Origin of the sequence: Stenotrophomonas sp. (assembly GCF_031995405.1) — a bacterium.
Lineage (GTDB): Bacteria > Pseudomonadota > Gammaproteobacteria > Xanthomonadales > Xanthomonadaceae > Stenotrophomonas.
Genome location: NZ_DAMAGC010000064.1, coordinates 10,976 through 23,039, shown reverse-complemented (window position 1 = coordinate 23,039; position 12,064 = coordinate 10,976). Strand labels below are relative to the sequence as shown.

The following is a 12,064-nucleotide window of genomic DNA, read 5'->3' as shown; positions in this document are numbered from 1 at the left end:
AACGCGTCGCCGGCACCGTTGGTGCCGTTGCTCAGGTCGATGCGGCCGGCATTGTTCACCGTCACCTGCTGGCCGGCGGTGAAGGTACGCACCGCGGCATTGAGGCCACCGGCAAACACCGCGCTGGTCGGGTCGATGTTGAGCGTGCCGCCGCTGGTGGTGAAGTCCGACAGCACCAGGTCGCCATCGAAGGTCAGCTGGCTGTCCTGCTGCAGGCTGATCTGTTCCCAGCCGGTGAAGCGCGCCACGCCGCTGGTGTTGACGTTGTTCATGGTCAGCACGTCGGTGCCCAGGCCGCCGGTGAACAGCGGCAGCGCGCCCAGGTGGCTGTTGTTGAGGTTGCTCAGGGTGGCGATGTCGTTGCCCTCGCCCATGTCCACGGTGCCGTACACCACCCCGCCGCCGGACCAGTCCAGGCGGTCGTTGCCGGTGCTGGCGCGGATCTCGCCGCGCACGGTGCCGCCGGTGATGGTGATCGCATCGTCGCCGCCGCTGACGCTGATGTTGCCGCCGATGTAGCCGTCGGAGAGGATGATCGTATCGTTGCCGAAGCCGGTCACCAGGTTGCCGTCGATGGTGCCGCCGGACATGTTGAAGGTGTTGTCTTCCAGCTTCATGTTGACCCGGCCGATGCGGCCGCCGGTCATCTCGGCGTAGTCGCCGTCGTCGAAGCCGCCGATGATCTGGCCACCGGTCATGCGGAAGCGGTCGGTACCATCGCCCTGCAGCAGCGCGCCGATGGTGCCGCCGCTCATCACGAACACATCCTGCCCGCTGCCCTGCTGCACGGTGCCGGTAATGGTGCCACCGGTGACCTCCATCTGGTCGACGTCATCGCCCTGGTCCACCGAGGACAGCGTGCCGCCGCTGATCTGCAGCAGGTCGCTGCCCGCGCCCTGGGTGACCGCGCCGGCGATGCTGCCGCCGAGCATCTGCAGCCGGTCATTGCCCAGGCCCTGCGCCAGGCTACCGCCGATGCTGCCACCCGGGCGCACGATCGCCGTGTCGTTGCCCGCGCCCTGATCGACATTGCCGACGATCGCCCCGGACACATCCAGCAGGTCGTCACCATCGCCCAACAGCGCCGAGCCGGTCAGCCGGCCGTTGACGATCAGCGTCTGCGCGCCGCTGGCGCCGATCACGTTGGCGGCCGCCCCACCACGCTGCTGCAGCGTGCCATTGATCTGCAGCGTGGTGCCGTTGGCCATGGTCAGGCTGGCCGTTTCCAGCGTATTGCCCAGCACCAGCGAGCCGCCATTGAGGGTGGTCGCGCCGGTGACACTGTTGAGGCCGGAGAGCGTCAGCGCGCCGGCACCGGTCTTGTCCAGCGCGCCGGTGCCGTTGATGCTGCCGGCATAGGTGCCGTCGTCGGGCTGGGTGAAGCGCACCAGGCCGTTGTTGGTGACCCCCGGCGGCAGGCTCTGCGCCCGCGCTTCGAGGATGCCGGCGGCATCGACGATCACCGGACCGGTGTAATTGGCGTTGTTGCCGGTCAGCGCCAGCGTGCCCTGCGCCACGGTAGCCACGGTCACCCCGGTAATCGTGCCGGTGAGCGTCCACTTGCCGGGATCGTTCTTGGTCAGCGATTCGAAGCCGACGAAGTTGCCCGGCAGGGTCGAGTCGCCGGTGCCGCTGAGGAAGATTGCATCGGTGCCGGCGCCGCCGCTGAAATTGCCGGTGATGGACGAGCCCGTGTACAGGCGCAGGATGTCGTTGCCGCCGGCCAGGGAGATGTTGCCGATCACCCGACCGCGGTTGGTGAAGTCCAGCGCACCGTTGCCGGAGCCGCCGATCACGGTGCCGGGGGCCTGGATGATGCCGGTTTCGGTATTGATGATGGTGTTCAGGCCGGTCGTGTTCTGCGACCAGATCGCCACCGCGTTGTTGGCGCGGATCGTGCCGCTGTTGACGATGCTATTGCCCGCGCCCTGGAAGTTGACCACCTCCGCGCTGGCCTGGCTGCCCAGCGCCAGCACCTGGCCGCCGGCGTCGACGGTCAACGTGCCGCCGTTGCGGAACTCGATGGTGTTGCCGCCGGCCCCATACAGCCCCGGCGCACTCACCGCCGTGGCACTCACCGTCGCGCCAGTGCCCACATGGATGTTGGCGGCGTCGCGCAGCGAGATCGCGGTGTCATTGCCCACCACCAGTTGGGTGCCCGCCTGCACATCCACCGTGCGTCCGTCCTCGGCGGCGATATTGCCGTTGCCGATGCGGGTGGGGTAAGGGTTCGGCGCGGCCGTGGTGCAGGTGGTGGTGGTGCCGGTGGTGACACAGTCGGCCTGGGCGCCGAAGGAGGCGAGCAGCGCGGCAATGCTCAGCGCGAGGGGGTGGTGCGTGGACCTGATCATGCGGCTTCCTCTGGACGACAAAGAGAGCGGCTGCGGCATGGCAGGTCATCGAAGCCCCCCGCTCCTGACTGCACGCATCACCTTGGAGTTCACGTCGGCAGGACACTGCCGGGGACTGCATGTTCGGTGGACGGGACAACAGACGAGAGAGGGGAACGAACCGGCGTGGGCGTGAAAGCCCCCCGACTCGATCGCTGCTTCATTTACGCAGGAGCGCTTAGGTACTTTTACTGCTCACTTGTGATGCGAACGTAAAATTTCCACGACGTGCCTCATATCTTCAGATAGATGCGGCGTCGATCCAGCCCCCAGACCACGCACCACCACAGCGCCACGAAAGCGGAAGCGCACAGCAGCGAGGCCAGCTGCAGGGCCTGGGGCATGGCCGCTGCCAGTGCATGGAAGGCCCACGCCCAGGCACCGCTTGCGGCCAGCACCAGGGCCATCGCCGAGGAACCGAGATAGGCGGCAATCGCATTCACCCCGAAGCGGCGCCCCAACGCTGGCGCACCCCAGCGGTCGATCAGCAGGTGGGCCAGCAGCAACGCGGCCACCGACAGTCCGCCGGTCCACAGCACGAAACTGGGCGTCCACAGCTGCTTGTTGAGCGGCAGCCACAGCGTGGCCAGCCCGCCGGCAAGCAGGCATCCGGCTGCCAACACGGCCAGCCGGGCAACCTGGCCCGTCCGCAGCCAGGTGCCGGCGCGCAGCCCCAGCAGGGTCGTGGCGACGGCGCCGAGGCTGCTGAGCAGGCCCTCAGGATCATGGCCGAGCCCGGTCAGGGCCGAGTATCTGTAGAGAAACGGCGCGAACAATGCGGTGTCCAGGCGGCTGGCCGGGTTCACCCAGGGCGCCAGTGAGTCGGCACTCGACAGTACCGCCGCATAAGCGGCCAACAACCCGACGATCACCGCCCATTGGGTGCGCGCGCGCGTGTGGATCGCCAGCACCCCCACCACGGCAACGCACAGCGCGATGCGTTGCAGCACGCCCCACAGCCGGTACGCGGGCAGTTCGAACAGCCACCACGCCAGCAGATGCAGCAGCGCACCGGCGATCAGGATGCGCAGCGCGCGTTGCAGCACCCCGGCCCGCAGCGCCGGCCGCGCCACCGGGTCGAGCACGCGTGGCACCAGGCTGAAGGCCATCGACACGCCGGCAATGAACAGGAACAGCGGGAAGATCAGGTCGGTGGGGGTGAAGCCATGCCAGTCCGCATGCAGCAGCGGCGCGTACACATGGCTCCAGTCGCCGGGGTTGTTGACCAGCAGCATGGCTGCCACGGTCAGCCCGCGCAGCGCATCGATCGAGCCCATGCGCGGCGAGGCGGCAGCGCTCATGCGTCCTCGCGCTGGCCCGCGATCCAGGTGCTGCGCACGCGTAGCGCATCGTCGAGCAGCACCAGATCGGCCTGATAGCCTTCGGCGATCTCGCCCAGGCGGTCGTCCAGGTTGAGGAACTGCGCCGGGTAGCGCGATGCCATGCGCGCGGCTTCGTCCAGCGGCAGGCCGAGCAGCTGCACCGCGTTGCGAACGGCGGTGGCCATGTCCAATGCCGAGCCGGCCAACGAACCGGCTGCGTTGCGCACCACCCCATCCACGGCGGTGATCACTTCGCCGTACAGTTCGTAGCTCGGGCTGTCCGCACCTACCGGCGGCATCGCATCGGTGACCAGCATGATCTTGCCGCGCGGCTTGGCCGCCAGTGCCACGCGCAGGCTGGCCGGATGCACGTGCACGCCATCGGCGATGATGCCGATCCAGCTGTCGCGATCTTCCAGCGCCGCGCCCACCGCACCCGGCTCGCGCCCGGTCAGCGGCGACATCGCGTTGTACAGATGGGTGAAGCCACGGATGCCGGCATCCAGCCCGGCGCGTGCTTCTTCGTAGGTCGCCGCGGTATGCCCGGCGGCGACGATCACGCCGCGCTCGACCAGCGCACGGATGCTCTCCAGCGGCACCCGCTCGGGCGCCAGCGTAAGCAGGGTGACGCCGTTGTCGAGCGAGGCCGCCAGCGCGATCTCTTCCGCATCAGGCACGCGGAACTTGTTGGCGTCGTGGGTGCCCTTGCGCGCGGGGGCGATGTACGGCCCCTCCAGGTGGATGCCGAGCACGCCCGGCACACCCTGCGCGATCGCCGAACGGGTCGCGTCGATGGCGCTGCGCATCACCTGTACGTCGTCGCTGATCAGCGTCGGCAGCAACCCGGTGGTGCCGAAGCGGCGGTGCGCGGCGGCCAGCGTGCGCAGGCTCTCCACGTCCGGGGTGTTGTTGAAGAGCACGCCACCGCCGCCGTTGACCTGGACATCGATGAAGCCGGGCAGCAGCCAGCCGCCGCCGAGGTCGACCTGCTCATCGGCGGTGCCCAGCTGCGGGGCGGCGTCGGAGAGCAGCGCGGTGATGCGGCCATCTTCGACCACCACCGCCAGGTCATCGCGGAATTCGTCGCCGGCCAGGATGCGGGCATTGCGCAGGACGGTTTTCATCAGACGGTTTCCGTCACTTTGTTCAGATGCGGCGGCAGGTCCGGGTTGTGGCCGCGGCGCAGCGCCAGCGCATTGATCGCGCGATAGAAGGCCTGTACGTGCAGCAGCGGCGCGCAGGCCGGGTGCGGGGCCGGCGGCAGCGGCAGATCGCCCTCGGCATCGGACAGCCACACCTGCGCATCGCGCGCGGCGAATTCCTTCAGCACCGCGCGGGTACCGGCGCCGGTTTCATCCGGCTGTGCGAAGGCCAGCACCGGGAAGCCCGGGCCGACCAGCGCCATCGGGCCGTGTTTGACCTCGGCCGAACTGTAGGCCTCGGCGTGCAGGCCACAGGTTTCCTTGAATTTGAGTGCTGCTTCCTGCGCCGCGCCCAGGCCCAGCCCGCGGCCGAGCACGAACAGGTTGTGTGCCGGCACCAGCCCGTCGGTGAGGGCGGACCAGTCGCTGTTCCAGGCCTGGCGCAGCGCATCGGGCAGCGTGCGCAGCGCCGCGATCAGCGCCGCATCCTGGCTCCAGTAGGCCACCAGCTGCAGGATCGCCGCGAGCGAGGCCAGGTAGCTCTTGGTCGCCGCGACGCTGCGCTCGGCACCGGCCCCGAGCGGGAGCACGGTGTCGGCCAGCTGCGCCAGCGGCGAGTCCTCGACATTGACCAGTGCCACCACGCGCGCGCCGGCGGCACGTGCGGCCTCGGCGTTGCGCAGCAGGTCCGGGCTCTTGCCCGACTGGGAAATCACGATGTACAGCGCACCGCGCAGTTTCAGCGGCGCTTCGTAGACCGAGCCCACCGACGGCGAGGCCGATGCGGTGACCAGGCCCAGTTTGGTCTCCAGAAGGTACTTGGCGTAGGTAGCGGCATGGTCCGAGCTGCCCCGCGCGCAGGTCACCACGAACGGCGGCGGTGCCGCGCGCAGGCTGGCGGCCAGGGTTTCCACCGCGGCCTGGTTGCGCGCGAACTGCGCGGCAATCACATCGGCCGCTTCAGCGGCTTCGCGGTACATCAGGGTGTCGTGGGGGGCAGGCAGGGACATGCGGGACTCAGGTAGTTTCAGGGGAAGGAGGGCGCGTGCCCTGCGGGCGCATCGGCGCGGTGGAACCGCGCACCACCAGCTGCGGCACGAAGCCCTGGTTCTGCAGCTGCAGCGGTGCGTCGTCGTAGGCATCGCTGCGCAGCTGCGCGATCAGCAGGCGCGCGGCATGCCGGGCAATGTCTTCGGTGGCCTGCTTGGCGGTGGTCAGCGGCGGCCACGACTGGCGCGAGAACGGGCTGTCCTCGAAACCGGCGATGGACAGGTCGTAGGGCACGTTCATGCCCGCCGACTTGGCGGCGGCCAGCACGCCGGCAGCGATTTCATCGTTGGACCCGAAGATGGCGGTCGGCGGCTCGCGCAGGGCCAGCAGCCGGCGCGCGCCGCGGAAGCCATCGTCGAAGGTGTAATCGCCCTGCACCACCAGGTGCTTGTCGATGCTCATGCCGTAGTCGCGCAGTGCCGCTTCATAACCGGCGTAGCGCTCGCCGCTGGAGCGGTGCGAACTGCCGCCCCAGAGGAAACCGATGCGCAGGTGGCCGAGCTGGATCAGGTGCTCGGTGATTTCGTAGGCGGCCTCACGGTCGTCGACGAACACGCAGGCACCGTCTTCGGGATCGGCGGTGGCGGCGATGATACGCACCAGCTTGATGCCGCGTGCGGTCAATGCCGCGACCAGATCGGCACGTTCGGACATCGGCGCGGTCAGCACCAGCCCGGCCAGACGCGAGCGCTGCACCCAGTCGGCCAGTTCCTCGGCCAGCATCGGCGAGCTCGAATCGCAGGGATGGATCTGCAGCCCGAAGCCGGTCTCGCGGCACGCGGCGAGCACGCCATTCTGCACGCCGATGATGTGGTACGGGTTGGGGTTGTCGTAGACCAGACCGACCACCAGCGTGGTGCCGGTGCGCAGGTTGCGCGCGGCGGGATCGGGCTCGTAGTCCAGCTCGGCGATGGCCCGCAGTACCCGCGCACGGGTAGCCTGCATGACCGAGGGTTCATTGTTGATGACGCGCGATACCGTCTTCAGCGACACCTTGGCCCGTTCGGCAACATCCTTGATGGTCGCTCTGCGCATGCTCTTTTCCTGCGGGTCCCGTTGGACGTCCATGATCGCCGATCACTGCCCGTCGCGGGACAGCCCGACCCGATGCCCGCGCACCGAGTAGAACAGGATGTAGAGGTAGCACGGCACCATCAGCCCGGCGAACACCCACTGGAAGTCGAAGTGCTGCTTGAGCACGGCGAACGCCTGCGGAATGATCGCCCCGCCGGCGATGGCCATCACCAGCAGCGCCGAGCCGGTTTCGGTGAAGCGGCCCAGGCCACGGATCGCGAGCGGGAAGATCGCCGGCCACATCATCGCGTTGGCAAAGCCCAGCGCGGCGACGAAGCCGACCGACACATAGCCATGGGTGAACAGCGCCCCGATGCAGAACAGCACGCCCAGGCTGGCCGAGATGCTCAGGTAGCGCGACTGCGAGACCAGGTGCGGGATCAGCGCCAGGCCGGCCAGGTAGCCCACCAGCATCGCACCCAGGGTGATCGAGGTGAACATCTTGGTCTGGTCCAGCGGCAGGTTGAAGCTGTGCCCGTAGGTGCCGATCGCATCGCCGGCCATCACCTCCACGCCGACGTAGACGAACAGGCACAGCACGCCCAGCCACAGGTGCGGGAACTGGAAGATGCTGTTGCGCTCGGCCACGCCGGGCGCGCGCGCCGGGGTCGCATTGGCCTCGGCGGTCTTCAGCTCCGGCAGTGGCGAGAACAGCACGCCCACCGCCAGCAGCACCAGCAGCCCGGCCATGGCCATGTAGGGCAGCTGGATCTTGGCGGCGAAGGTATCCAGCAACGCATTGCGGGCGACCGGATCGGCCGCGGCCACCTGCTCGGACAGATCGCCGATGCCGTGCAGCACCAGCGTGCCGATCAGCAGCGGGGCCAGCATGCCGGCGATCTTGTTGCAGATGCCCATCAGCGCGATGCGCCGGGCGGCGGTCTCGATGGGGCCGAGGATGCTGATGTACGGGTTGACCGCGGTCTGCAGCAATGCCAGCCCGCTGCCGATGATGAACAGGCCACTGAGCGCGCCCGGGTACCAACGCTGCTGGGCGAAATGCGCAAACACCACCGCGCCGGCGGCCATCACCAGCAGGCTCAGGCTCAGGCCCTTCTTCATGCCGGTGCGCTTGAGGATCCACGAGGCCGGCAGGGCCAGGAAGAAGTAGGACAGGTAGAACACCATCAGCACCAGGAAGGCGCCGACCTCGTCCAGCTCGAAGGCCAGTTTGACGAAGGTGATCAGCGGCCCGTTGAGCCAGGTGAAGAAGCCGATCAGGAAGAACAGCACGCCGATGATCAGGATCGAGGTGAGCACGCTTGAACGCGCGGAGGCAGCAGGCACGGCAGACATCAAGAGAGCTCCTGCATCGACGGCGCGGGGCGGCGTCGGAAGAGTGACTGGGAACAACGTTGTCACATTTATTCGTCGCGGCTATCGGGTTTGTCAACACGTGGTTTTTCGCCTACACCACCGGAGCGCTCATGCTGCACTGCGCAGATCGCATGCCCCGCCACGCTTGGCGGTCCGCCGTCCGGTCCTCCGCGCCCCGTTGCAAAAACATGACGGCCGTTGGCTGAAAACGTTTTCTCAAGGGGGCGCCCGTTGCGGCGCAACATCGAAAGTGTGAGGTTATCGTTGACATCGTTGTCAGAACGATTACAGACTCCGCCTCAATCGCCAGGGCCTATCGCTGGACCTGCGCACATCCAAGGGAGTCCGTGTGATCGCAGCTGCCCACTCCGTCCAGGCCCATGACCTGCCCGCCACGGTGCCGCCCTTCCTGGCCGCCGATGTCGGCGGGACCCACGTGCGCGTGGCCCGGGTCCAGGCCGGCCCCGACCCGGACCATCCGGTGCAGCTGCTGGAGTACCGCAAGTTCCGCAATGCCGACTATCCGGGCCTGAGTGCGATCCTGAGCGACTTCCTCGGCAGCGGCCCGCGCCCGGCGCACTGCGTGGTGGCCACCGCCGGCGTTGCCCGCGCCGATGGCACGGTGATCACCGCCAACGTGCCGTGGCCGCTGTCGGCACGCCGCATCGAACAGGACGTCGGCCTGGACCAGGTCTACATCGTCAACGACTTCGAAGCGGTGGCCTATGCCGCCTCGCAGGTCGATGCCAGCGGCGTGCTGCAGCTCACCGGCCCGGCCAGCGCACCGCGCGGCCCGACCCTGGTGGTCGGCCCCGGCACCGGCCTGGGCGCGGCGGTCTGGATTCCGACCGCGCATGGCGCGGTGGTGCTGGCCACCGAAGCCGGGCAGCCGACCCTGGCCACCACCACCGAACTGGAAATGGCGATCGTGCGCCAGATGCAGCGCGAACACGCGCATGTGTCCGTCGAGCACGCGCTGTCCGGCCCGGGGCTGATGAATCTCTATCGCGCCCTGTGTGCACTCAACCACCAGCCGCCGACGCTGGGCAGCCCCGATGCGGTCACCGCCGCGGCCATGGCCGACCAGGACCCGCTGGCACGGCTGAGCCTGGAGGTGTTCTGCGGCCTGCTCGGCAGCACCATCGGTGACATGGCCCTGCAGTACGGCATCACCGGCGGGGTCTACCTGGCCGGCGGCATCCTGCCGCAGATCCGTCAATTCCTGTTGAACAGCACGTTCGTACCGCGGTACCTCAACAAGGGCCCGATGCGCGAGGCGCTGGAACGCATTCCCGTGAAGGTGGTCGAGCACGGGCAGCTGGGCGTCATCGGCGCCGCCAGCTGGTACCTGGGACATAGGGACCACCCGCACGCCTGACACGGCGCGCCGGGCACGCAATACGCAGTACGTGGCACCCATGGCGCGCCCCGGCAAAGGGCGCGCGGCAAAGTCGTACCAGACGCAAGAAGACACGCCGTCGCCGGCGAACCATCGGATTGATGAGGAGAGACATCATGAACCACCGCAAGAGTCTGCTTTCGGCAGCCATTTTCAGCTGTCTGGTGTTCGGCGCGCAGGCGCAGGAAACCTCCACCACCCCCACCGACCTGGACACGGTCAGCGTCGTCGGCATCCGCGCCAGCCTGGAAAAATCGCTGGATACCAAGCGCAACAACGTGACCATTTCCGAGGCGATCACCGCCGAGGACATCGGCAAGTTCCCCAGCACGAACGTGGCCGAAGCGCTGTCGCAGCTGCCGGGCATCTCGCTGGATCGCCGTTTCGGCCAGGGTGAGCGGGTCAGCATCGACGGCACCGATCCCAGCCTGAACCTGTCGTTCCTGGACGGCCACCCGGTCGCGCAGGCGATCTGGTTGTACGGCGAACAGCCCAACCGCGGCTTCGACTACACCCTGCTGTCGCCGCTGATCCTGGGCCGCATGGAAGTCATCAAGTCCTCCGAGGCACGCCTGACCGAAGGCAGCCTGGGCGGCACCATCCTGATGCACACCCGCCAGCCGCTGGACATGCGCGCCAACGAAGTGGCCGCCTCGGTGGGTTACAGCTACAGCGACCAGGCCAGCAAGGGCAAGCCGAACGCTTCGGCGATCTACAGCTGGAAGAACACCGACGAAACCTTCGGCGTGAACGTCGCCGCGCAGCATTACGAAGAGCGCGTGGACCGCCAGGGCATGGAAGTGTTCGGCTACGCCAAGGCCTCCACCTTCACCAATGCGCCGGGCGTGGACCCGAACGCGGACGTGCCCAACTCGGTCAACGCCGCGTGGTTCCAGCAGGACCGCAAGCGCGACAGCGCCGTGGTCAACCTGCAGTTCAAGCCGACCGACGAACTCGAGTTCAACCTGAGCGGCCTGTACATCAAGGAAAACTTCGACAACTACAACCAGTCGATGTATTCGTTCCTGACCTGGAACCCGGGCACCGTCGGTGCGGTCAACCAGCTCGGCGACGTGCGCAACGGCGTGGTCAACAGCGGCCACTCCAACGCCAGCGCGACGGCCAACAGCGGCACGGTGATCTACGACAACAACGTGCGCGAATCGGAAGTGACCACCAAGGGCCTGGACCTGCGTGGTGCGTGGAAGGGCGATGGCTGGGGCATCAGCGGCCAGGTTGGCCAGAGCAAGTCCGAGAACAAGGACCTGGCCCAGTACTTCATCGAACCGTTCTACAACGGCGGCTTCAGCTGGAACCTGGACAAGGGCATCACCTTCGACAACGCAGAGGCCGCGCGCAACCCGGCCAACTGGGGCTCGGCCGGTGGCTGGTTCGGCAACAACGGCATCTTCTCCACCGACAGCAAGGACACCTACGCACAGCTGGACTTCAACGTGCAGTTCGACAGCATCTTCAACCAGCTGCAGTTCGGCGTGCGCCACGGCAAGCATGAAGAGAGCTTCGACCTGAACGTGTACGGCGGCGTGCGTCCGGGCACCCTGGCCGACGTGGGCACCATCGGCCTGACCGACATCCAGGGCTTCGGCGATGGCCAGGGCCGCCATATCCAGGTCGGCCGCGACAACGTGCTGAACTGGGTCAAGGGCAGCCCGCTGGATTATGCCAACCCCGATCCGGCCAGCTACCTCAACAACAGCTGGGCACTGGAACAGACCAACAACGCGGCCTACGCGCAGTTGAACTTCTCCAACGGCCCGGTCCGCGGCAACGTCGGCGTGCGTTACGTCGATTCCAAGACGGCCGGCAGCGGCTTCGTCTACGGCGGCACCCCGACCCTGACCGATCTGGACAGCAAGTGGCAGACCCAGACCAAGAAGGAAGACTTCGTGCTGCCGTCGGTCAACCTGGTCTATGACACCGACAGCGATTGGGTGTTCCGCTTCGGCGCGAGCAAGGTCATCGCCTGGGCGCCGTACAACCAGATGGTGAACAACACCTTCCTCAACGACACCACGCTCACCGGCAGCGGTGGCAACGCGGCCCTGTCGCCGTACGAGTCCTGGAACTACAACCTGTCGGCCGAGTACTACTTCGCCCCGCAGTCGGTGGTGGCCTGGTCGCTGTTCTACAAGAAGATCGACAACTACATCGATACCAGCGCGGTCACCGAGCGCCAGTACAATTCGATCCGCGACACCTCGCCGGCCACCTGGGCCAATATCGTGGGCACCAACGGCTGCGCCGCCGACGGCTACTGCGACTACAGCATCCAGCGTCCGCGCAATGCCGGCAGCGGCCACATCAAGGGCTTCAACATCAGCTTCCAGCAGCCCTTCGGTGAAAGCGGCT

The 12,064-nt window shown here is 67.4% G+C and carries 8 protein-coding genes; 2 read left to right on the top strand and 6 right to left on the bottom strand.

Annotation, left to right across the window (positions count from 1 at the left end; translation table 11 throughout):
• From RTO53_RS12390 to RTO53_RS12365, 6 genes are all read right to left on the bottom strand, one after another.
• A partial coding sequence (locus tag RTO53_RS12390; protein ID WP_312238074.1) for an autotransporter-associated beta strand repeat-containing protein occupies positions 1-2,351 on the bottom strand: 2,351 nt, incomplete at its 3' end.
• A gap of 272 nt (positions 2,352-2,623) precedes the next feature.
• Positions 2,624-3,691, bottom strand: a complete 1,068-nt coding sequence (locus RTO53_RS12385; protein ID WP_312238073.1) for a heparan-alpha-glucosaminide N-acetyltransferase domain-containing protein — start codon at positions 3,689-3,691, stop codon at positions 2,624-2,626.
• Entirely contained in the window at positions 3,688-4,836 is a 1,149-nt protein-coding gene (nagA, locus tag RTO53_RS12380; RefSeq protein ID WP_312238072.1) for an N-acetylglucosamine-6-phosphate deacetylase, read from the bottom strand. Before nagA ends, RTO53_RS12385 begins: the two co-directional genes overlap by 4 nt.
• Positions 4,836-5,864 (bottom strand): SIS domain-containing protein, encoded by a 1,029-nt coding sequence (locus RTO53_RS12375; protein ID WP_312238071.1) that lies wholly within the window; start codon positions 5,862-5,864, stop codon positions 4,836-4,838. The genes nagA and RTO53_RS12375 overlap by 1 nt, the downstream gene beginning before the upstream one ends.
• Before the next feature lie 7 nt (positions 5,865-5,871).
• Positions 5,872-6,939: a LacI family DNA-binding transcriptional regulator gene (locus tag RTO53_RS12370; RefSeq protein WP_259207758.1), complete on the bottom strand. Its 1,068-nt coding sequence runs from the start codon at positions 6,937-6,939 to the stop codon at positions 5,872-5,874.
• Positions 6,940-6,981: 42 nt separating this feature from the next.
• A complete protein-coding gene (locus RTO53_RS12365; protein ID WP_312238070.1) occupies positions 6,982-8,274 on the bottom strand; it encodes a sugar MFS transporter in 1,293 nt (430 codons plus the stop codon).
• A gap of 373 nt (positions 8,275-8,647) precedes the next feature.
• Here RTO53_RS12365 and RTO53_RS12360 point away from each other — a divergent pair, with 373 nt between their 5' ends.
• Both RTO53_RS12360 and RTO53_RS12355 read left to right on the top strand, forming a co-directional pair.
• Positions 8,648-9,673, top strand: a complete 1,026-nt coding sequence (locus RTO53_RS12360; protein ID WP_312238075.1) for a glucokinase family protein — start codon at positions 8,648-8,650, stop codon at positions 9,671-9,673.
• A 137-nt stretch (positions 9,674-9,810) separates the two neighbouring features.
• A partial coding sequence (locus RTO53_RS12355) for a TonB-dependent receptor (protein WP_312238069.1) occupies positions 9,811-12,064 on the top strand: 2,254 nt, incomplete at its 3' end.

What these genes read in the sequence shown, in the direction of transcription:
- RTO53_RS12385 (WP_312238073.1), bottom strand. Translation starts at nt 3,691, where the DNA reads ATGAGCGCTGCCGCCTCGCCGCGCATGGGCTCGATCGATGCGCTGCGC.
- nagA (WP_312238072.1), bottom strand. Translation starts at nt 4,836, where the DNA reads ATGAAAACCGTCCTGCGCAATGCCCGCATCCTGGCCGGCGACGAATTC.
- RTO53_RS12375 (WP_312238071.1), bottom strand. Translation starts at nt 5,864, where the DNA reads ATGTCCCTGCCTGCCCCCCACGACACCCTGATGTACCGCGAAGCCGCT.
- RTO53_RS12370 (WP_259207758.1), bottom strand. Translation starts at nt 6,939, where the DNA reads ATGCGCAGAGCGACCATCAAGGATGTTGCCGAACGGGCCAAGGTGTCG.
- RTO53_RS12365 (WP_312238070.1), bottom strand. Translation starts at nt 8,274, where the DNA reads ATGTCTGCCGTGCCTGCTGCCTCCGCGCGTTCAAGCGTGCTCACCTCG.